This is a genomic window from Qipengyuania qiaonensis (assembly GCF_019711515.1).
Lineage (GTDB): Bacteria > Pseudomonadota > Alphaproteobacteria > Sphingomonadales > Sphingomonadaceae > Qipengyuania > Qipengyuania qiaonensis.
In genome coordinates this window covers 15,286-36,306 of the sequence record NZ_JAIGNO010000016.1, presented here as the reverse complement: position 1 = coordinate 36,306, position 21,021 = coordinate 15,286, and the positions used below count along the sequence as shown (strand labels likewise).

Here is a 21,021-nt window from a genome sequence, read left to right as displayed (position 1 = left end):
TCATGGTTTCGAAACTGGGCTCGGACCTCCGCATTGCATCGGCGATAGGCTAATTGCCCGATGAAGCAAATTGGATGGGTTTCGGAATTGCTTGCCCTTTACGCGGCTTTCTGCAGAGCGCGCCACCAGTCCTCGTTGTCGAGATACCAGTGCAGCGTCGCCGCAAGGCCGCTTTCGAAATTGTGATGTGGCGAATACCCGAGCTCGTCGCGCGCCTTGGTTTCGTCGATCGCGTAGCGGCGGTCATGACCCTTGCGGTCGGCTACAAAGGTTTTGAGTTCGCGGGTTGGCTTGCCATTCGCGGCGGGGGCATCCGGGTAGCGTGCGGCGAGCCCGTCGATTTCTTCGAACGCCTTGTCGACCTCGGTGCATATGCGGTCGATGACGGACATATTGGGCAGTTCCTCGCCACCGCCAATATTGTAAGTCTCGCCCGGCGTTCCCCTGCCCAGGCAGGCTTCGATGCCACGACAATGGTCTTTCACATGCAACCAGTCGCGCACATTCATGCCATCGCCGTAGATCGGAAGGTTCCGGCCGTGCAATGCATTGAGCAGGAACAGTGGGATCAGTTTTTCCGGGTACTGATAGGGCCCGTAATTGTTCGAGCAGTTGGTAGTTGTGACCTCCAGCCCGAAAGTGTGATGATAGGCCCGTACAAGATGGTCTGATGACGCCTTGGATGCCGAATAGGGCGAGTTCGGCTGATATGGGTGTGTTTCGCTGAAGGCGGCGTCATCCGGATCGAGCGAGCCATACACCTCGTCTGTCGAGATATGATGGAAGCGGTGCGGGCGACCGCTACCCTCGTCCAGCCAGACCGCACGGGCGGCTTTCAGCAGGCTGTTTGTGCCAAGGATATTGGTGTCGATAAATGCGTCCGGGCCGCTGATCGAGCGGTCGACATGACTTTCGGCAGCGAAGTGCACCACCGTGGCAATCTCGCGTTCGCGAATTAGATTTTCGACTAGCTTGTTGTCGCGGATGTCGCCCACGACGAGTTCGACCTGCTCGACCCTGGCAATTGTCGCTTCATTGCCGGCATAGGTCAGGCAGTCGAGCACGATTACCGCGTCGTCGGGGTGCCGCTCTGCCCAGTAATGTACGAAGTTACCACCGATGAAGCCAGCGCCTCCGGTTACGAGAAGGTTAGCCAAAAGCCTGTTCCTGTTGCAGCATAATGCGCAGATTTTCGCGCCAGTGAATGTGACCATCGCCCAGCAGATCGCGCGTGGCGCTGCAATCGAGCAGCGAAAAAGCGGGGCGCGAGGCAGGGGTTGGGTAGGCCTTGGTCGGGATCGGCACGATCGGGATGGCTTTGTCTAGCAAGCCCAAAGTCAGCGCCTCTTCCTGAATGGCAACGGCAAAATCATACCAACTGGCAACCCCGGCATCACTATGATGAAAAGTGCCCGCCGCATCCTTATCGATCAATCGCCAGATGGTAGCGGCAAGGCCGGGTGCCCATGTCGGTGAGCCGATCTGATCGGCCACGACGTTCAGCACAGGTTTCTCGCGCATCAGCCGCAGCATGGTGTTTACGAAGTTGGCTCCGCCAGCCGTATAAACCCAAGCCGTGCGGACCAGAATGTCGTGATCGCGGAGTTGGTCTTCGCCTTCTGCCTTGGATCGGCCATAAGCGGAAACTGGCGCACGCGCGTCATCGGGGCGGTAGGGGCGGCTCGATGCCCCGTCGAACACGAAGTCGGTCGAAACATGCACCAGCTTTCCCGCATGTGCCGCGACCAAAGCGCCGACCGCGTTGGCATTGATTGCACGCGCTTTCGTTTCCTCGCTCTCGGCCTTGTCGACCGCAGTGTAAGCAGCGGCGTTTATGATCACATCGGGCCTCGCCTTCGCGACCAGTGCAGCGATGGTATCCGGCATGGTAAAGTCGCATTCACTAGTGCCGACCGCGTGCAACCGAGCGTCGGCAGGTGCTGAGGCGATGAGACTGCTTCCTAGCTGTCCTCCCGCGCCGGTGATCAGGACTTTCATGCCAGCGGCTCCACTTCGCCGATACGCTTGCCCTCGCGATCCTTGGCGGAAAGCTGAATTTCAAGGCCATGCGTCGGCCAGTCGATACCGACGTCCGGATCGTCCCATGCCAGCGAATGCTCGGTTTGCGGCGAGTAAGGCGCGTCGCATTTATAGAGAAAGTCGGTATCGTCTTCGAGCGTCAGAAACCCATGAGCGAAGCCTTGCGGCACCCAGAACATGCGCTTGTTTTCGGCAGAGAGTTCGACGCCGATCCACTTGCCGAACGACGGCGAACCGCGGCGTAGATCGACCGCCACGTCATAGACCGCTCCGCTTATCACCCGGACCAGCTTGCCTTGCGGTCCGGGGTTCTGGAAGTGCATCCCGCGCAGCACGCCCTTTTGCGAGCGCGAATGGTTATCCTGCACGAAAGCGATGTTGAGTCCGCTCGCGGCGAACTTTTCTGCATTCCAGCTTTCCAGGAAAAACCCACGGTCGTCGCCAAATACCATAGGCTCGATGATCAACGGACCGTCGATTTCGCAAGGGATCACCTGCATCAACGCGATCCTTCATGAAGCAAGGCCATCAGATATTCGCCATAGCCGGACTTCACGAGGGGCGCTGCGATGGCCTCCAGCCGCGCATTGTCGATAAAGCCCTGCCGCCAGGCAATTTCTTCGGGGCAACATATCTTGAGGCCTTGGCGCTCTTCGGTGATGCGCACATAGGTCGCCGCATCCAGAAGCGAACCATGTGTGCCCGTATCGAGCCACGCATAGCCGCGGCCCATGATTTCCACCGACAGTTGCCGGTCTTGCAAATACAGGCGATTGAGATCGCTGATCTCCAGTTCGCCGCGAAGCGACGGTTTGAGATCGCGGGCGCGTTCTACCACGGTCCCGTCGTAGAAATACAGGCCGGTTACTGCGAAATTCGATTTCGGCTCGGCTGGCTTTTCCTCGATAGAAGATGCTTTGCCCTCCTCGTCGAAATCGACGACGCCGTAGGCTTCGGGGTTCTTGACGCGGTAAGCGAAAACGCTTGCCCCGTCTGGCTGAGAAGTAGCGCTGCTCAGCAAGTCCGGTAGCCCGTGGCCGTAGAAGATATTATCGCCCAGCACGAGTGCGCTGGGATCGGTGCCGACGAAATCTGCTCCGATATGAAATGCTTGTGCCAGACCATCCGGGCTGGGCTGAATGGCATAGGAAAGCGCGACGCCGAAATCCGAACCGTCGCCCAAAACGTGCTGAAACTGCTCCTGATCTTCGGGTGTGGTGATGATCAGGATATCGCGAATACCAGCCAACATCAGGGTTGATAGCGGATAGTAAATCATCGGCTTGTCGTAGACCGGCATGAGCTGTTTCGACACGCCGCGTGTCAGCGGATAGAGCCTGGTACCAGACCCACCTGCCAGAATAATGCCTCGTCGCGCTATCGTACTCAAGTTGAAGTCCTAGTATTGGGAGCCGAGCTTCGCCCGCGACTTGCAGCACCTCGCGACAAGGTCAACCGCTATCGATCGTGGGCTGGGCGCGTTTCCGGCTCACCACCATTTCCTGATGTTGCCCGCTTCTTTGCAGGCCTTGCGTGGCCGAAACCGAGAGCCTAGCCCGCAACAAGTCTTGTTCGAACAAGGAACCTTCGTGTGCAGACACCCGAAATCGAATTGAAAATACTGGATGAAAGGCTGCATATTTGGGGACTGCCTCGATATCAGACGGAGATGTCTGCCGGCATCGATCTCTATGCCTGCATAGATGATCCGCTGACCTTGCAGCCTCAGGCACCGGCCGTTCTGGTGCGGTCCGGTATCGCGCTGCTCATGAACGACCCCCACATGGTGGGCTTCCTGCTCGCCCGGTCCGGCCTCGGGCACAAGAAAGGCCTGATTCTCGGGCAATCGGTCGGCACGATCGACGCCGACTACACGAACGAGATCTTCATCAGCGCCTGGCTTCGCACGCCGCCCGGCAGCGAAAATTTGGTCATCAACCCCGGGGACCGTATCGCCCAAATGGTATTTGTCCCGATTTTGAGGCCCACATTCAAAGTCGTTTCGGAGTTTTCGGCCTCGACGGAACGAGGTTTGGGAGGATTTGGCTCTACTGGCGTAACAGGCAAGGAAGGCTGATCGGCTTCTGCGCACCTCTACCGAGGCTTGGTGGCACTGGCTCACAAGCGCGGAGGAGATAGTTCAGTGGTGAAAGCCGACACAAAAAAGGGCGGCCCGATCCGGAGCCGCCCCTTTCTTGTTGTCCCGTCCGGGAAGTATGCGATCAGTCGACCCGACGCACCGTGGTTTTTTCCGGTGCGATCGAAATGCGCAGCGTCTCGCCCGAATTGCCGGGGAAGTCGGTGAACATCGCTTCGACCAGGTTGGGTACCAGATATTGCAGACGGTTCGACGTCGATACCGCCTGCGCCTTGCCTTCGAACAGCCGCTCGCCCGTTGCCGAGCGGTCGATCTTCATGTCGATCCCGCTGGTATAGACGGTGTAGCTGCGGATATCGGGGCCGCCGAACCACGGATCGTAGAAGCCGAAGCCCCAACGGCTGCCGTAATAGGGGCGGTAATAGCCGAGCCGCGACCGATAGCCCCAGCGCGATCCATAGCCATACCATGGGCTGTAGAACGGGTCGCTGAAACCGGTGGTGCGGACGCGTTCGCGGCCATTGTCCACGCCGTAATCGAACCGCACGAGCAGCGATGCGTTGTCGGCCGACGCGGCCTGCACATAGCCGAGGCGCGACATCTGGGCATCCACCAGTTCAGCGTACTGAGCGAATTCCAGCCCGCCGGCGAGCGCGGGATCGTCGGCCACAACGAAATAGCTTTCGCCCTGAGGGGCGGGCAACTGCGTCTGGAACCGCGAAACATCGGCCTTGAAGGGCGTGGCGCAGGCGGCGAGGCTCGCAAGGATCATCGGTACGGCCGCGAGCTTCAGAGTTCGGCCCCAACCCTTTTTGCGGTCAGTCATGCTCAGTCCTTTCGAAATCTGCGAATCTGTTACGATTCACGCAGCCCACCGCATTCCCAAGGCACACTGCCAGTTACTGTGCGCCGCGATAGACGAATGACTATGAACCCGGATTGAATATCCCGATCAATAAGTTCCGGTTCGGTCTATCGCACGAAGCCCAAAGCGCCATAGGCGGCATCGAGGGTCGGGCGGCCAAGATCTCGCGCCTGCGCCGCGCCGCGTGCCAGGATCGCATCCAGTGCTTCGCGATCTGCGAGCAATTCGTTGAAGCGGGTCGAAATCGGGCGCAGCGTCTCAACCAGCAATTCACCCAGCGCAGGCTTGAACTTGCCGAAACCTTCGCCGCCGAACTCGCGCAGCACTCCTTCGATCGGGGTATCGGCGACGGCAGCGTAGATGGTGACGAGGTTCAAAGCTTCGGGCCGGTCCGCCAGCCCTTCCGCTTCGCTCGGCAACGGCTCGGGGTCGGTCTTGGCCTTCTTGATCTTCTTCATCACCGTATCGGCATCGTCGACCAGCTCGATCCGGCTCATTTCGGAAGGGTCGGATTTGCTCATCTTCTTCGATCCGTCGCGCAGGCTCATGATGCGCGCAGCCTGCGGCGGGCTGATCGGTTCGGGCAGAGTGAATACGGGTGCATCGTCGGATGCGAAATCGTTGTTGAACTTTTGCGCGATGTCGCGGGCAAGCTCGAGATGCTGTTTCTGGTCTTCGCCCACGGGCACATGCGTCGTCTGGTATAGCAGCACGTCGGCGGCCTGTAGCACCGGATAGGTGAACAGGGCCGCGCTGGCGCCTTCGCGGTTCTTGCCGCTCTTGTCCTTGAACTGCGTCATGCGGTTCAGCCAGCCCATCCGCGCCGTGCCGTTGAGCAGCCATTGCAGTTCGGCATGATGCGGCACCTGCGCCTGGTTGAACAGCACGCTCTTCTGCGCGTCGATCCCGCAGGCGACCAGCGCTGCCGCCATTTCCAGCGTGGCGCGCTTCAGCTCGGCCGGATCGTGCGGCATCGAAATTGCGTGGAGATCGGCGAGGAAGAACAGGCATTGATTCCCGTCTCCCATGGAATCCTGCATCCGTACCCAGTTGCGGATCGCCCCCAGGTAATTGCCGAGGTGGAGATTGCCGGTGGGCTGGATGCCGGAGACGACGCGCATGATATTAGGGGTCTTTCCTCTTGGTCAGGGCAGCGATGCGCTGCCGATCGACGGCGCCGACGGCAAAGGCGACGCCGAAATAGACTATGGCCGAACAGGCGACGAGCACCGCGAGGGCGGCGAGGCGTGCAAACAGCCCGGCGGCGTACCAACCGGTTAGCAAATCGCGCGCGTAGAACAAGGCGAGGCCCATTGCCGCTGCGGCCAGGAGCTGTCGCGCGATGCGACCGATCAATGCCAGTGGAATGGAATAGTATCCGCGCCGGACCAGCACGATGTAGAGATAGCCGACATTGATCCACGCGCCGATCACGCTCGCATAGGCTACACCAACCACGCCGAAATCGGTCACGATCGCGAAGTTCAGTGCGACGAAGACGATCAGCGAGATGAAGGCGGCGTAGACCGGCGTCCGGGTATCGGTGCGGGCATAGAAATTGGGCACCAGTACTTTAACCAGCACATAGGCTGGCAGGCCGAGAACAAGCGCCGCCAGCACGCCGCCGGCGACAGCCGCATCTTCGGCACCGAAGCGCCCGCCCTGGAAGATCATGGTAACGAAGGGTGTTGCGCAGATCGCCAGCGCCACCGCGGCGGGAATGGTCAACAGCATCGACAGCTCGATCGCATCGGACTGGATGCGGTCGGCACCTTCCTTGTTCCTACTGCCCACGAATTTGGACAGCGTCGGCAGGATCGCGGTCGACAAGGCGATGCCGATGATGCCGAGCGGCAACTGGTTCAGCCGATCGGCATAGTTCATATAGCTCACCGAACCTTCGGCCAGCTGGTTGAGGAAGTAGAGCTGGACCAGCGTGTTGATCTGGTACGCACCGCCTCCGATCGCGGCAGGCAGAGCGATGATCGAAAGACGTTTCACCTCAGGCGTAATACGCGGCCACAGCAATTTCGGACGAAAACCTTCGACCCGTGTCCAGTAGTAGAGCCATGCGAGCTGAACCACGCCGCCGGCCGTGACGGCCCATGCCTGGCTGTAACCGACCTGTGTGGCCGTCCAGCCCCATGCACTCATGGCATAGTCGCCGAACAATAGCGCGACCACCAGTATCACGTTCAGGATGATGGGGAAGCTCGCTCCCGGAGCGAAGCGGCTGACCGAATTGAGCATGCCGGTGAACAACGTCACCAGGCTGACCAGCAGGATATAGGGGAACATGATCCGCGCGAAATCGACTTCCATGGCGAACGTCGCGGGGTCGCGGGCACCGTCTCCCAAAAGCCAGATCACTCCCGGCATGACCAGCTCGAAGATCGCGCACAGCAGGATCAGGACCGGCAGGAACACGCTCAGCACATCGTCGGAGAAGCTGCGTGCGTCCTCGATCCCACCGTCGCCATGCAGGCGTTTGGAAAACATCGGCACGAAGGCCGCAGAAAATGCGCCTTCCGCGAACAGGCGGCGGAAGACGTTGGGAATGATGAAGGCCTGGAACCAGGCATCGGTCACGGCGCTGGCGCCGAGTACGCGCGAGAAAATCATCTCGCGCGCCATCCCGGCGAGGCGGCTGACCATGGTCAGCCCGCCGATCGTGCCGACATGCTTGAGCAGGCTCACGCGTCAGAGCCCCCTTTGCAAGTCAGGAACTCAGGCTTCGCCGGCGGGAGGTATCGCCTCCTCGCCCTGCCGTTCCTGCGCACGGGCGGCGAGCTGCTGCTGGTAAAGCGCACCGAAATCCATCGGGTCGAGCATCAGCGGCGGGAAGCCGGCATCGCGGCTGGCATCGGCAATGACTCGCCGGGCGAAAGGAAACAGGATGCGCGGCGCCTCGGCGAAGAGAAACGCGTGGGCGTGCTCGTCAGGCAGGTTGCGCATGCCCATCAACCCGCAATAGTCGAGGTCGATTAGATAGAGATTGCCCTGGCTGGTCTTGGCCGTGCAGGTGACCTTGAGCGTCACTTCGTGCACTTCGTCAGATACCTTGTCGGCAGCGATGTTGACCTGCACGTCGAGCTGTGGCTGCTCGTTCCACTGGAAGCATTGCGGCGCGTTCGGGTTCTCGACCGAAAGGTCCTTGATATATTGCGAGATCACGCCGGCGCTGGGCAGGTTGTCGGCACCGTTGGCGCCGGCTGCGGGATCCATGTTGAGGTCGGTGAGAACGTCGCCTTCGTCGGCCATGTGCAATCGCTTTCCAATTATCCGAAATTCGGGAAGCCCGCGCGCCTGGAATGTCGCGCTGGACCGTTGGGGCGCGCGCCTAGCACTGTCGGACACGCGTATCAATGCACCCCGCATCCGGTCCGCACCAAGGCCATTGTTCATCGCAGGAACATTGTCGGTTTGTAATTCTTCCCTATCTAGGGCAGGAAAGCTGTTGGACTGCCGTGGCGAACCGCCTCGGGCGAACGAAGTTGGGAAGTAGGTTAGTTACGTGATCACCGAGATTGTCATCCTCGCCATGATCGCTGCCTTTCTCGGGCTGCGGCTCTATTCGGTGCTTGGGCGTCGGTCGGAGCACGAGGAAGAGGTAATCCCGCACCGTTTCGAACGCAGCGACGCGCCTCCGCAGGAAGATAGTACGCCGCGCCCCGTGCGCCAGCCGGTCGTGCTGCGCGCGGGCGACGATCGTGCCCCCGCCAATGAAGCTGGCATTCGGGCCATCGCCGCCGCCGATCAGGGCTTCGATCTGCTCGGCTTCCTCGAAGGGGCAAAGGGCGCCTACGGGATGGTCCTCGAAGCTTTCTGGAAAGGCGACAAGGATACGCTGCGCGAATTGGCCGATGACGATGTGTATGACAGCTTCGCCGGTGCCATCGATGCGCGCGAGGAAGCGGGCGAAACGCTCGACAACCGGCTGATCCGGATCGAGGATGCCAGCGTGCGCTCGGCCGAGCTCGACGGACGCACGGCCCGGATCGCGGTGCTGTTCGTTGCCGATATCGCCGCCGTCACCCGCGATGCCGATGGCAATGTGATCGCCGGCTCGCTCGACGATGCGATCGAAAGCCGCGATGTGTGGACCTTCACCCGCAATGTCGGCGCGTCCGATCCCAACTGGATTCTCGACGAGACCGACGAGGGCTGACGCCCCGCACAATCCAGGAGGGACCATGCGTATTCTGCTGTTGATCGCGGCGACCATGGCGCTGGCCGCCTGCGTTCGCGTGGTGCCCGATGCCCGCCCCCCGCAATCCGCAACTCCCGTTCCGCCGCCGACCGTTCCCGTGCCGAGCGCGGGTTTGGCGTCGATCTCGCGCGGGCCCGACGCGACCTCACTCGGCATTGGCGCCGGAGATGCTAGCACGGCGTTGGCGTCGTTTCGCGAATCCTGCCCCTCATTGCTCAAACGCACGGACCAGAGCGGGCTGACCAGGGCGGAAGACTGGCGCCCGGCTTGCGAGGCTGCGAGCAACTGGCCCGTTTCCGACGCACGGCGCTTCTTCACCAGCTATTTCGAAACCGCGCGCGTGGGCGATGGCGCGGCTTTTGCGACCGGCTATTTCGAGCCGGAAATCCGCGGCAGTCGCACGCGCGCGCCGGGTTACGACGTGCCGGTCTATGCCATGCCGCCCGAACTGGTCCGCGACTGGCACGACGACATCCCGCAAAGCGAACGCACCGGACGCCCCCCGCTCGGTCGCACGGATGCAAGCGGCCGCTTCGTGTTGTTCTACGAACGCGCCGAAATCGAACGGGGCGCCCTTGCCAATCGCGGGCTGGAAATCGCCTGGGCTGCCGACCCGGTCGAGTTCTTCTTCCTCCAGATCCAGGGTTCGGGCCTCCTGCGCCTGCCCGACAATTCGCTGATGCGGATCGGTTATGCGGGGCAGAACGGGCGCGAATATGTCGGCATCGGCAGCGTCATGCGCGAACGCGGCATGATCGGCCCGGGCACGAACTATGCCACCTCGATGCAGGGCATCATGGCCTATATCCGCGATAATCCGGTGCAGGGGCAGGAAGTGATGCGGCTCAACAAGAGCTGGATCTTCTTTCGCGAACTCGACACGGACGGACCGCTCGGATCGCTGGGCGTGCCGGTGCGGCGTGAATCCTCGGTTGCGGTCGACCCCAATTACGTACCCTATGGCGCTCCGGTATTCCTCGACCTGGAGCATGACGTTGCCGATGGCTTGTGGATCGCACAGGATACCGGCGGGGCGATCAAGGGAGCCAACCGGTTCGACACATTCTGGGGCAATGGCGAGGATGCGCGCAGGATTGCGGGTGGAATGAGTTCGCGCGGTTCGGCACTGGTGCTCGTTCCGAAGGGGACCGTCCAGCGCCACGAATCGCGCAGGTGAGCGCACCCCGCGGACTGTCGGCCGACGAGGCGGAGGCATGGGAGAAGCTGGCTGCAACGGTAAAGCCGCTGCACCCGCTCAAGCCGGTCAAGCCCACACCGGCACATCGGGCACAGGCGCCTGTCCGACCGAGACCGGTGCAGGCACCTTCCCCGTCGCGCGTTCCCGAACAGGCAAGGCCCGTTCCGCCGAAGGCTGTTCCGGTGCAGGATCGAGCGCTCGATTCGCACTGGGATCGGCGCCTGAAGGCGGGTCAGCTGCAGCCGGAATTCACCCTCGACCTGCACGGGCATAATCTCGATGCCGCGTATGACCGCCTGATGGGCGGGATTGCGCAGGCACGGGCGATCGGCGCACGCACGATCCTGCTCGTCACGGGCAAGCCGCGCCCCGTGGAAGCGGCGGACAGGGGCACGCGCCGCGGCGCCATTCGCGCCAAGGTGCTGGACTGGCTGGCTGCCTCCAGCCACCATTCGGCCATCGCTGCCGTTCGCCGTGCGCACCAGCGCCATGGCGGCGACGGTGCACTCTACATCGTCCTCAGACGCGAGCGCTGAGATCGCCCTGGCCCACCTGCGGGCGAGCGATCGAATATGGGATGACTCGGCGCGAAAGCCCGATTGCGTAAACGGAAAAGCCCCCGGCTTGCGCGCCGGGGGCTCTCGGTTGACGATCGGTCGGACCGCCTAATTGTCAGGCATGGTAGGCCTGGTAGGAAATGTCGAAACGGTCCGCGTCCATGACCTTGGTCCAGGCCCTGACGAAGTCCCGCTTGAACTTTTCCTCTCCGCCCTTCTGCGCGTAGATCTCGCCGACGGCGCGCAGTTCCGCATTCGAACCGAAAATCAGGTCCGCGCGCGTTGCGTGCCACTTCTCGTTACTGCCCGCCCGGTCGGTCGCGACGTATTCCTCGTCGCTGTCGTCGGTCGACTTCCAGACATTGGTCATGTCGTAGAGGTGCACGAAGAAGTCGTTGGTGAGCTGGCCCGACCGCTCGGTGAGATGGCCATGGCCACGCTCGCCATGGTTCGCGCCGAGCACACGCAGGCCGCCGATCAATACCGTCATCTCCGGCACCGACAGGCCCAGCAGGCTGGCGCGATCGAGCATCATTTCCTCGGTCTTCACGCTCAGGGCCCTGGGCTTGTAGTTCCGGAAGGCGTCGGCCTCGGGTTCCATCCAGTCGAAGCTTTCGACATCGGTCTGATCCTGCGTCGCATCGCCGCGACCGCCGGTGAAGGGCACGTCGGTCGCGCCCGCCATCTCCAGTCCGACCACACCGCCGAGCACGATCGTATCGGCGAGGCTCATGTCGCCGCGTAGCCCATCGAGAGTGTCGAGCACTTTCTTGAGTGCGGCGGGCTCGTTGACGTCCCAGTCCTTCTGCGGGGCGAGGGCGATACGCGCTCCGTTGGCACCGCCGCGATGGTCCGACTTGCGATAGGTGCTGGCCGATGCCCAGGCGGTCTTGACCAGCTGGCTTACGGTGAGCCCGCTATCGGCGATCTTGCCCTTCACTTCGGCAACGAGGCTGTCCGAGGGCGTGGTGCCCGCGGGAACGGGGTCCTGCCAGATCAGGTCTTCCGCCGGTACTTCCGGCCCGAGATAGCGGATCTTGGGGCCCATATCGCGGTGGGTCAGCTTGAACCAGGCGCGGGCGAATGCATCCTTGAACGCTTCGTGATCTTCGCGGAACTTCTCCGAGATCTTGCGATAGTCGGGATCGAGCTTCAGCGCCATGTCCGCAGTGGTCATCATCGTCGGAACCTTGATCGACGGATCCCATGCCGCCGGAGCCATATCCTCTTCCTTTTGGTCGATCGGCTGCCACTGGTTCGCGCCCGCGGGCGACTGCACCAGCTCGTATTCGTAATCGAGCAGAAGGCGGAAATAATTCTCGCTCCATTTGTCGGGCGTGTTGGTCCAGGCGCCCTCGATGCCGCTGGTGACGGCGTGCTCTCCGATCCCGCCGTGATCGGCGCTGCTGACCCAGCCGAAGCCCTGCGCGGCAAGGTCGCCGCCGGCCGGGGCCGCGCCAAGCGCCGAAGCGTCGCCATTGCCATGTGCCTTGCCGAAGGTGTGGCCACCGGCGGTTAGCGCGACGGTTTCCTCGTCGTTCATCGCCATGCGGCGGAAGGTTTCCTTCATGTCGCGCGCCATGCCCTCATGGTCGTGCGGGTTCCCCTGCGGACCTTCTGGATTGACGTAGATGAGCCCCATCTGGATCGCGGCGAGCGGACCTTCGATCTGCTCGAATCCGTGCTCGGGCGCGATGCGGGTCTGGACGCCTTCGTTGACCCACTTGTCTTCGCTGCCCCAATAGATGTCGCGCTCGGGTTCGAACACGTCGGCGCGGCCGCCGCCGAAGCCGAAGATCGGGCCACCCATGCTTTCGATCGCGACATTGCCCGTCAGGATGAACAGGTCGGCCCAGCTGAGGCTGTCGCCGTATTTCTGCTTGATCGGCCACAGCAGGCGGCGCGCCTTGTCGAGATTGCCGTTATCGGGCCAGCTGTCGAGCGGGGCGAAACGCTGCTGCCCGCTATTGGCGCCGCCGCGTCCATCGGCAGTGCGATAGGTGCCTGCGGCGTGCCAGGCCATGCGGATGAAGAACGGCCCGTAATGGCCGTAATCGGCCGGCCACCAGGGCTGGCTGTCGGTCATCAGCGCGGTCAGATCGTCCTTCAGCGCCTTGTAGTCGATCTTGCTGAAGGCCTCGGCATAGTCGAAGTCGTCGCCCAGGGGATTGGTCGGGCCGTTGGGGTTGAGAATCTCGGTGGCCAGCATTTCGGGCCACCAGTCCTTGTTCGTCCGGCCGAGCAGGGCGCGTACGCCGCCGTCGCCATGCATCGGGCAGCCGCTCATTTCGCCTGTCTTCGCATCCATCGTTCGTCTCTCCACTCTCATAGACTCGGGGGGTAGGTCGCAGAGGGGATGCGCCTTTCCCGGTAATTCGTCCAATCGATTAATTGCGTCGATTTGATTGCCTTTGGCGATGATGCGGCCAAACGTGCCCCATATGCGAAAAGCGCCGCCATCCCGTTGGAATGGCGACGCTTTCGTGTCCGGTGCGTGACGAAATCAGGCTGCCTGCGCGATATCCTCGACCGGTTCGGTGCGAATCAGGTAATCGAAAGCGGCGAGGCCGGCCTTCGAACCTTCGCCCATCGCGACGACGATCTGCTTGAAGGGCACATCGGTGACATCGCCCGCGCCGAACACGCCGGGAAGATTGGTGCGCCCTTCCTCGTCCGTGACGATTTCGCCGAAGTTCGTGAGTTCCAGGCCCGAATCCTGCAGCCATTCGGTGTTGGGGACCAGACCGATCTGGACGAAAACGCCTTCGAGCTCGATCCGGCGTTCCTCGCCGCTGCTGCGGTTTTTCAGGATAAGCCCGTTCACCTTGCCGCCCTCACCGGTGATCTCGGTGGTCTGACCGCCGGTCACGATCTCGACATTGCCCATGCTGCGCAGTTTCTTCTGCAACACCTCGTCGGCACGCAGCTTGTCGTCATACTCGATCAGCGTGACGTGTCCGACGATCTTGGCAAGGTCGATTGCCGCCTCGACACCCGAATTGCCGCCGCCGATCACGGCAATGCGCTTGCCCTTGAACAGCGGGCCGTCGCAATGCGGACAATAGGCCACGCCCTTGTTGCGGTATTCGGCCTCGCCGGGCACGCCGAGATTGCGCCAGCGCGCGCCGGTGGCGATGATCAGGCTGCGCGCCGTGAGGCTGGCGCCATTGCCCAGCTCGACCGTGTGGAGCCCGCCTTCCTCCTTGGCCGGGACCAGTTTCACGGCCTTGGCCAGATCCATCAGGTCGATCTCGTATTCGCCGACATGGCGCTTGAGTTCGCCCGCCAGCTTCGGCCCTTCGGTATAGGGCGTGCCGGGCAGGTTCTCGATCCCCAGCGTGTCGTGGAGTTGCCCGCCGAAGCGTTCGGCGGCGATACCGGTGCGGAAACCCTTGCGTGCGGTGTAGATGGCGGTCGCGGCCCCCGCGGGTCCTCCGCCGATCGCCAGCACTTCGAACGGATCCTTGCCCGAAAGCTTTTCCGCCGCCTTCTCCTCGCTGCCCGTGTCGAGCCGCGCGAGGATTTCGGCCAGTTCCATCTTGCCATTGTAGAACGGCTCTCCGTTTAGGAAGGTCGCGGGCACGGCCATCACTTCGCGGCTGTCCACCTCGTCCTGGAAGGTGCCGCCTTCGATCAGCGTGGCGGTAATGCGCGGGTTCTCCAGCGCCATCAGCGTCAGCGCCTGCACCACGTCGGGGCAATTGTGGCAGCTCAGCGAGAAATACATCTCGAAGTTGAAATCGCCTTCCAGCCCGCGAACCTGCTCCAGCAGATCGGCGTCGACCTTGGGCGGGTGCCCTCCGGCCCACAGCAGGGCGAGTACCAGGCTGGTGAATTCGTGCCCCATCGGAAGGCCCGCGAAACGGACCCACTTTTCCGCATCGCTGGCGCGGCGAATGACGAAGCTGGGCTTCCTTGCATCGGTTCCATCGAAGCTCGCGCTCACGAAATCGTGCAGCGCGGCGATCTCTTCCAGCAATTCGCGCGTCTGTGCACTCTTGTCATCCCCGCCGAGCGAGGCGACCAGTTCGATCGGCTCGCGCAGATTGGCGAAATAGGTCTTGAGCTGCTGGATCATGGTTGCATCGAGCATGGGCGGACTCCGGGCGTGGGCTGGAAAGGGGCTGCAAAAATCCAGGGAGAGGAAAAGGCCCGGGGCGGGGGGAGGGGGGATGCCCCGGGCCTTCCAGCGACCCGAGTCTTATCGCTCGGGTTGTTGTACGGACGGCGCTAGGCCGTCCGATCTGTCTGGCGAATTAACGCTTAGATCTTGCCGACGAGATCGAGCGAGGGAGCCAGCGTTTCGCCGCCTTCTTCCCAAGCCGCCGGGCAGACCTGGCCGGGGTTGGCGCGGACATACTGGGCGGCCTTGATCTTGCGCGCGAGTTCGTTGGCATTGCGGCCGACGCCTTCGCAGGTCTGTTCCATGATCTGGATCACGCCGTCGGGATCGACCACGAAGGTCGCACGGTCGGCCAGGCCCACGCCTTCGCGCAGCACGTCGAAATTGGTTGCGAGGACGTGGTTCTGGTCACCCAGGAACGGGAATTGCAGCTTGCCGATCTTTTCCGACGTGTCGTGCCAGGCCTTGTGGCTGAAATGGGTATCGGTCGACACGCCATACACTTCGACGTCCATCTTCTGGAGCATCGCATACTGCTCGCCCAGATCTTCGAGTTCGGTCGGGCAGACAAAGGTGAAGTCGGCCGGATAGAAGAAGAACACGGCCCACTTGCCCTTCACGTCCTCGTCGGTGACCTCGAAGAAGTCCTTGCCGGCCTGGAAAGCGGTGGCGGTGAACGGTTTGATCTGGCTTCCGATGATACCCATGGTTTTGATTCTCCGTGTGTTCGGGTTGAAACTGTCGAACCACAGATAGGGCCTGTTGCGATGCACAAAAGCGATATGTTGCGATTGCGAGCATCGGAATAATCGATCAAATGGTTGGAACTTTCGAAAAGTGCAACGTTGCGGCCATTAGGTTGCCTTTTTTGCAATGAAGTGGGGCTTCACGTACTTTGTGAGTGTCCGGCTATGGGTGGGTAGCTGACTGGCAGGTTTTGGGAAGCAGCCGGCGATCGCTGCCGTTCTGAAACGATGGTTAGAATAGACTGTCTACCTCAATTCTGCTTCGCCGCTAATCTCGGCGCAGAGCCAATCTCGGAAAGCCATGAATGCGTCGGTCAGGTCGCTGGCTTGCCGGCGGACGAGCCAATATGAGCCCGTAGAGACGGTGATCGCGAACGGTTGAACCAAATCACCGCCGTCCAGCTCGACTTCGAACATCTCCAACGGAAGCACGGCAATGCCGTGACCGCGCATGGCGGTTTGAGACATCAGTGTCGAGGAGTCGAAAATTGGGCCGCGTAAGGGAAAGTCGTCCAACCCCGCCGCGGCCAACCATGCGAACCAGTCTTGCCCCCGGTAGGAGCGCAGCATCGTGGCGCCACGCAGATCATTCGGCGTCCGGAAATGATCGGCAAGTTCCGGCGCGCAAAGCGGCGACATCGATACCCTCATCAGATGCGTCGATTCTAGGCTTCGCCACGCACCGTCCCCGTAGCGGATTGCGCAGTCCAGGCTCTCACCAGCGACATCCACCCTGTTATTATTGGTGAGAAGACGCAGGTCCACGAAAGGATGCGTCCGCTCGAAATCTGCGATGCGCGGTAGCAGCCATCCCAAGGCAAACGTGCCGACGACGCCGACTGTGAGGACTTCTCGCCGCTCGCCGTGATCGAAGCGCGCGAACAGACGGGTCATCCTCGCGAATGCGTCGTTTAGCGTCGGGAACAGCGTGAGGCCCTCGTCGGTGATGGTAAGGCCCTTGGGCGTCCGGCGGAACAGCTTCATGCCGAGCCGGTCCTCGAGCGCCCTAACCTGATGGCTCACCGCCCCCTGCGTGACGCCCAATTCATCGGCTGCGACGGTGAAGGACAGATGACGCGCGGCAGTTTCAAAGGCGCGCAGGTTGTTCAGGGATATGGTGGTCAGCGCTTGGCTATTAGGTTTCCTCTTGTCAGGCACGACCACATCTCCTTTGCCGGAACCGATTACCTGCGATAGCCATCGTTTCCTGAACCAACGCTCCCATGAGTTTAGTTCAATAGCTGCAATGAAGGCAGGAGATAAAGATAATGCCGTGGTTCAGAGCCGTTTCTTCCTCTCTTCTCTTGGCGTTGGCTTTCGCTGGTCCGGCATGCTCTCAAGCACAGGAAGATACGCCTTCAAGAGCAACCGTTCCCAAGGTGGAGAAGGAAGGCGTCTGGCAGCCGACCGAAGGCGGCACGCAAATCCCGCTTTGGCCCGCGGACGTTCCGCTCGCGAAACCCGATAGCGGCGACCATCCCGAACATACCGGTAACGGTTCGTCGCTCGTTGCGGGCCAAAAATGGCATTGGGCGAGTTACGTCACGCGCCCCACCATGACGATCTACAGGCCCCAGGGGCGCAACACCGGCGCGTCGATGCTGGTCATCCCCGGAGGTGGGTTTCACGCGGTCGCGACCGACCTCGAAGGCACGGAAATTTGCGATTGGGTCGTCCGGCAGGGAATGACCTGCGCCATGCTGAAATACCGGACGCCTCAGGTTTGGCCGCGTGTCGATGGGAAGCAGCAACGTCCGAAGGTCCTGCTCGGGCTGGAAGACGCCCAGCGCGCAATCAGCCTCTTGCGAGAACGTGCATCGACCTATGGCATTGATCCGCACAAGATCGGCGCGATCGGATTTTCCGCGGGCGCCTATCTCGTTATAAATATGAGCAACACCGTCGCACGGACCTATCAACTGACTGATGCGGCCGATCAGCAATCCCCGCGGCCCGACTTCGCCATCGTCGCTTATAACGCGAAGGTTCTTGACAACAGCAAAGGCAGGAACAGTCTGGAACTACAGACTTGGGTTGAGATTAGCCCCGAGGCGCCGCCGACGCTCATTATTCATGCGATGAATGATCCGGTCGACGATGTCCGGAACCCCATGGCTTATGCGCTAGCTCTCACTGACGCCGGGGTGCCGGTCGATCTGCGCCTTTACGCCACGGGCGGCCATGCGTTCGGAATGCGACCGACAGACGATCCGATCACGCGGGAATGGCCAAGGGAGGTCAGGCAGTGGATGGAGAGCATCGGCGTGCTGGGACGATTTCGTTCAGGGACCTGATACGATGTCTGCTCTTAGTAGCGGAACGAGGTGTTCAGAATGACTGAGTTTAGAGACGCAAGCCGAATGTCCGCTACCCACACTGCCCCCGGTGCAGCAGCTTGTGATCGGCCAGCACCAGCGCCATCATCGCTTCGACCACCGGCGTGCCGCGGATGCCGACGCAGGGGTCGTGGCGGCCCTTGGTGCGCACTTCGGTTGCCTCGCCGTCACACGTGATGCTCTCGACCGGGGTGAAGATCGAACTCGTCGGCTTGAACGCCACGCGGCAGGTGACCGGCTGGCCGGTGCTGATCCCGCCCGCGATCCCGCCGGCATGGTTGGCCTCGAAGCGCGGGCCGTCGTTTCCGGGGCGCATGGGGTCGGCATTCTCCTCGCCGGTCAGCCGCGCCGCGCCGAAGCCGTCGCCGATCTCGACGCCCTTGACCGCATTGATGCTCATCATGCCCGCCGCCAGATCCGCGTCGAGCTTGGCATAGACCGGCGCGCCCCAGCCGGCGGGCACTCCGCTGGCCACGCATTCGACCACCGCGCCCAATGACGATCCCGCCTTGCGCGCTTCGTCGACCAGCTTCTCCCAGCGCTTGGCCGCATCCGCGTCGGGACACCAGAAGGGATTGCGCGCGATCTCTTCGCGGTCGAAATTCGCCGGGTCCATCGCATCCCCGCCGATTTCCGCGACGTAGGCGAGGATGCTCACCTCGGGAATGACCAGCCGCGCCACCGCGCCTGCCGCCACGCGCATCGCCGTCTCGCGCGCGCTGCTGCGCCCGCCGCCGCGATAGTCGCGAAAGCCGTATTTCGCGTCATAGGCGTAATCGGCATGGCCGGGGCGATAGGTGTTGGCGATCTCCGAATAATCCTTCGATCGCTGGTCGGTATTCTCGATCAACAGGCTGATCGGCGTACCGGTGGTCTTGCCTTCGAACACGCCCGACAGGATGCGGACCTCATCCGGCTCCTTGCGCTGGGTCGTGAACTTGTTCTGTCCGGGCTTCCTCGCATCGAGGAAGGGCTGGATATCGGCTTCGGACAGGTCGACCCCCGGCGGGCACCCGTCGACCACCGCGCCGATGGCGTGGCCGTGGCTTTCGCCCCAGGTGGTAAAGCGCAGGCTCCGTCCGAATGTGTTCCAGCTCATGCGCGTGTCTTAGCGCAAGTGCAGCGACTGTCGAGCGGCGGAGCGGCGAAGATTTTCCTACTTCGCTGCAACTTGGCATGGTCAGCGGATGAGCCGTTACCTTTGCATCGCCTGCCTGTATATCGTCGGGTCCACGCGCGGCGCTCACCTCGACGGATTTTTTCGTTCTTGGACGGTGTAACAGGCGGTCCATGTTTCAGCTTTCCGGGCAAAAGCCTGAACAAGGCGACGCAGCCGATGGCGCACAAGTTCACGGCGGGGCTAGCCAAATTGCCGCCGAGTCGGCAGGAACAAAACGCGCTCAAGGACTGAAGCGTGGTGCGGAACGGGACACATGATTGCGAAGCTGAAGGGCCTGCTCGACGAAACCGGTGCCGACTGGGCGGTGATCGATGTCGCGGGCGTCGGCTATCTCGTCCATTGTTCGGCCCGGACGCTCAGCGCGCTCGGCGAAGTGGGCGAGTCCTGTACCGTCTATACCGATCTGCAGGTGAGCGAGAACGACATGCGCCTGCTCGGCTTCGCGGAAAGCGCCGAGCGCGACTGGTTCCGCCTGCTCACGCAGGTGCAGGGCGTCGGCAGCAAAGTGGCGCTGGCGATCCTCTCCGCGCTGTCGACCGGCGAGCTGCAGCAGGCCTGCGCCAATGGCGACGCGGCGATGGTCGCACGGGCCAATGGGGTGGGACCGAAGCTGGCGGGCCGCATCGTCAACGAACTGAAAGACAAGGCCGGAGTGGTGCCCAGGGGCGGGGTCGAACCAGCGGCTCAATTGTCTGGTAGCTCCAGCGCCGACGCGGTGAGCGCGCTCGAGAATCTCGGCTTCAAGCCCGTCGTCGCCGCGCGCGCGGTGGCTGCGGCGCAGGGCGAACTGGGCGAAGGCGCGAGCGAGGGCGACCTCATCCGCGTCGCGCTCAAGCGGGCTGCGGGATGAGCGTGATCCGGATCGCGGTAGCGGTGTTGCGGGATGCGGCGGGCAGTATCCTGCTCGTCCGCAAGCGTGGGACAACCGCGTTCATGCAACCGGGTGGCAAGATCGAGGACGGTGAGAAGCCGGCACAAACTCTGCTGCGCGAGCTCGAAGAGGAGCTGTCGCTGCGCTTGTCGGAGGACGACCTGGGGTATCTCGGCCGTGCAACCGCGCCCGCCGCCAACGAGCCGGACTGTCTTGTAAAGGCCGAGATCTTCGCCTGCCGCTCACCCGGCGCTTACCGGGTCGGGGCCGAACTGGCCGAAGCCCGCTGGATCGCACCCGGCGCCCCTGGCCCCGTCGAACTCGCGCCGCTGACGCGGGATCATATTCTCCCGCTGGCGCTGGAAGGAAAGCGTCTATGAAAGCGCGTGTCGCCAGCTGCCAGTGCGGTCGGCTCTCCGCCGCATGCAAAGGTGAGCCGGTGCGGATTTCCGTATGTCACTGCCTCGATTGCCAGAAGCGCAGCGGTTCCGCCTTCGCGGCGCAGGCGCGCTTTCCGGCCGACAAGGTAACGACCGAAGGCGAGCATCGTGTCTGGACCCGCACCGCCGAAAACGGCAACACCAGCGACCACCATTTCTGTTCTGTCTGCGGGTCCGAGGTATGGTATGTCGCTCGCCCGCACCGCGATCTTGTGGCGATCCCCGTCGGGCGCTTTGCAGACCCTGCCTTTCCGGCCCCGAATTATTCGGTTTACGAGGCGCGCAAGCATAGCTGGATCGCGATCGTGGGGGAGGGGATCGAGCATTATGACTGACAGCCGGCCGCCAGGTCTGAGG

21 protein-coding genes are annotated in these 21,021 nt (G+C 62.3%); 8 read left to right on the top strand and 13 right to left on the bottom strand.

Features of this window, described 5'->3' with window-relative positions; all coding sequences use genetic code 11:
* Positions 1 to 98: 98 nt before the first annotated feature.
* From rfbB to rfbA, 4 genes are read right to left on the bottom strand one after another with little or no spacing between them, the layout of a single operon-like run.
* Entirely contained in the window at positions 99 to 1,157 is a 1,059-nt protein-coding gene (rfbB, locus tag K3174_RS15610) for a dTDP-glucose 4,6-dehydratase (protein WP_221560367.1), read from the bottom strand.
* Entirely contained in the window at positions 1,150 to 1,998 is an 849-nt protein-coding gene (gene rfbD, locus K3174_RS15605) for a dTDP-4-dehydrorhamnose reductase (RefSeq protein ID WP_221560366.1), read from the bottom strand. Before rfbD ends, rfbB begins: the two co-directional genes overlap by 8 nt.
* Entirely contained in the window at positions 1,995 to 2,540 is a 546-nt protein-coding gene (gene rfbC / locus K3174_RS15600; RefSeq protein ID WP_221560365.1) for a dTDP-4-dehydrorhamnose 3,5-epimerase, read from the bottom strand. Before rfbC ends, rfbD begins: the two co-directional genes overlap by 4 nt.
* Entirely contained in the window at positions 2,540 to 3,430 is an 891-nt protein-coding gene (rfbA, locus tag K3174_RS15595) for a glucose-1-phosphate thymidylyltransferase RfbA (protein ID WP_221560364.1), read from the bottom strand. Before rfbA ends, rfbC begins: the two co-directional genes overlap by 1 nt.
* A 201-nt stretch (positions 3,431 to 3,631) precedes the next feature.
* Between rfbA and dut the strand changes: the two genes are divergently transcribed.
* Entirely contained in the window at positions 3,632 to 4,117 is a 486-nt protein-coding gene (dut, locus tag K3174_RS15590) for a dUTP diphosphatase (RefSeq protein ID WP_221560363.1), read from the top strand.
* A 145-nt stretch (positions 4,118 to 4,262) separates the two neighbouring features.
* Here dut and K3174_RS15585 read toward each other — a convergent pair whose 3' ends face one another.
* The 4 genes from K3174_RS15585 to secB all read right to left on the bottom strand — a co-directional run bounded on the left by K3174_RS15585 (position 4,263) and on the right by secB (position 8,264).
* Positions 4,263 to 4,964, bottom strand: coding sequence for a DUF4136 domain-containing protein (locus K3174_RS15585; protein ID WP_221560362.1), 702 nt, complete (start codon positions 4,962 to 4,964; stop codon positions 4,263 to 4,265).
* Between the two features lie 146 nt (positions 4,965 to 5,110).
* Positions 5,111 to 6,124 carry a tryptophan--tRNA ligase gene (gene trpS / locus K3174_RS15580; RefSeq protein ID WP_221560361.1) on the bottom strand — a complete coding sequence of 338 codons (1,014 nt, stop codon included), beginning with the start codon at positions 6,122 to 6,124 and terminating at the stop codon, positions 5,111 to 5,113.
* A gap of 4 nt (positions 6,125 to 6,128) precedes the next feature.
* Positions 6,129 to 7,700: a murein biosynthesis integral membrane protein MurJ gene (gene murJ / locus K3174_RS15575; RefSeq protein WP_221560360.1), complete on the bottom strand. Its 1,572-nt coding sequence runs from the start codon at positions 7,698 to 7,700 to the stop codon at positions 6,129 to 6,131.
* 30 nt (positions 7,701 to 7,730) lie between these two features.
* Entirely contained in the window at positions 7,731 to 8,264 is a 534-nt protein-coding gene (gene secB, locus K3174_RS15570) for a protein-export chaperone SecB (protein WP_221560359.1), read from the bottom strand.
* 253 nt (positions 8,265 to 8,517) lie between these two features.
* Between secB and K3174_RS15565 the strand changes: the two genes are divergently transcribed.
* The 3 genes from K3174_RS15565 to K3174_RS15555 are packed head-to-tail and all read left to right on the top strand — an operon-like array spanning position 8,518 to position 10,947.
* Complete coding sequence (locus K3174_RS15565) at positions 8,518 to 9,171, top strand: Tim44/TimA family putative adaptor protein (RefSeq protein WP_221560358.1); 654 nt, start codon at positions 8,518 to 8,520, stop codon at positions 9,169 to 9,171.
* Between the two features lie 25 nt (positions 9,172 to 9,196).
* A complete protein-coding gene (mltA, locus tag K3174_RS15560; protein ID WP_221560357.1) occupies positions 9,197 to 10,390 on the top strand; it encodes a murein transglycosylase A in 1,194 nt (397 codons plus the stop codon).
* Entirely contained in the window at positions 10,387 to 10,947 is a 561-nt protein-coding gene (locus tag K3174_RS15555; protein ID WP_221560356.1) for a Smr/MutS family protein, read from the top strand. Before mltA ends, K3174_RS15555 begins: the two co-directional genes overlap by 4 nt.
* 136 nt (positions 10,948 to 11,083) lie before the next feature.
* Here K3174_RS15555 and katG read toward each other — a convergent pair whose 3' ends face one another.
* From katG to K3174_RS15535, 4 genes are all read right to left on the bottom strand, one after another.
* Complete coding sequence (katG, locus tag K3174_RS15550) at positions 11,084 to 13,276, bottom strand: catalase/peroxidase HPI (protein WP_221560355.1); 2,193 nt, start codon at positions 13,274 to 13,276, stop codon at positions 11,084 to 11,086.
* 195 nt (positions 13,277 to 13,471) lie between these two features.
* On the bottom strand, positions 13,472 to 15,061 hold the full coding sequence (ahpF, locus tag K3174_RS15545; protein WP_221560354.1) for an alkyl hydroperoxide reductase subunit F: 1,590 nt from the start codon (positions 15,059 to 15,061) through the stop codon (positions 13,472 to 13,474).
* A gap of 170 nt (positions 15,062 to 15,231) precedes the next feature.
* The gene (gene ahpC, locus K3174_RS15540; protein WP_221560353.1) at positions 15,232 to 15,798 is read right to left on the bottom strand and encodes an alkyl hydroperoxide reductase subunit C; all 567 of its coding nucleotides are present in this window, start codon (positions 15,796 to 15,798) and stop codon (positions 15,232 to 15,234) included.
* Between the two features lie 285 nt (positions 15,799 to 16,083).
* Complete coding sequence (locus K3174_RS15535) at positions 16,084 to 16,995, bottom strand: LysR substrate-binding domain-containing protein (protein ID WP_345719671.1); 912 nt, start codon at positions 16,993 to 16,995, stop codon at positions 16,084 to 16,086.
* A 398-nt stretch (positions 16,996 to 17,393) separates the two neighbouring features.
* Between K3174_RS15535 and K3174_RS15530 the strand changes: the two genes are divergently transcribed.
* Positions 17,394 to 18,131, top strand: a complete 738-nt coding sequence (locus K3174_RS15530) for an alpha/beta hydrolase (RefSeq protein ID WP_247712227.1) — start codon at positions 17,394 to 17,396, stop codon at positions 18,129 to 18,131.
* 73 nt (positions 18,132 to 18,204) lie between these two features.
* Here K3174_RS15530 and aroC read toward each other — a convergent pair whose 3' ends face one another.
* Positions 18,205 to 19,272, bottom strand: a complete 1,068-nt coding sequence (aroC, locus tag K3174_RS15525) for a chorismate synthase (RefSeq protein WP_221560351.1) — start codon at positions 19,270 to 19,272, stop codon at positions 18,205 to 18,207.
* A 334-nt stretch (positions 19,273 to 19,606) separates the two neighbouring features.
* Between aroC and ruvA the strand changes: the two genes are divergently transcribed.
* Genes ruvA through K3174_RS15510 form a run of 3 tightly spaced genes read left to right on the top strand, consistent with a single transcriptional unit; the run spans position 19,607 to position 20,999 of the window.
* Positions 19,607 to 20,203 carry a Holliday junction branch migration protein RuvA gene (gene ruvA / locus K3174_RS15520; RefSeq protein WP_221560350.1) on the top strand — a complete coding sequence of 199 codons (597 nt, stop codon included), beginning with the start codon at positions 19,607 to 19,609 and terminating at the stop codon, positions 20,201 to 20,203.
* Positions 20,200 to 20,604: an NUDIX hydrolase gene (locus K3174_RS15515; protein WP_221560349.1), complete on the top strand. Its 405-nt coding sequence runs from the start codon at positions 20,200 to 20,202 to the stop codon at positions 20,602 to 20,604. The genes ruvA and K3174_RS15515 overlap by 4 nt, the downstream gene beginning before the upstream one ends.
* A complete protein-coding gene (locus K3174_RS15510) occupies positions 20,601 to 20,999 on the top strand; it encodes a GFA family protein (RefSeq protein ID WP_221560348.1) in 399 nt (132 codons plus the stop codon). The genes K3174_RS15515 and K3174_RS15510 overlap by 4 nt, the downstream gene beginning before the upstream one ends.
* Positions 21,000 to 21,021: the final 22 nt, after the last annotated feature.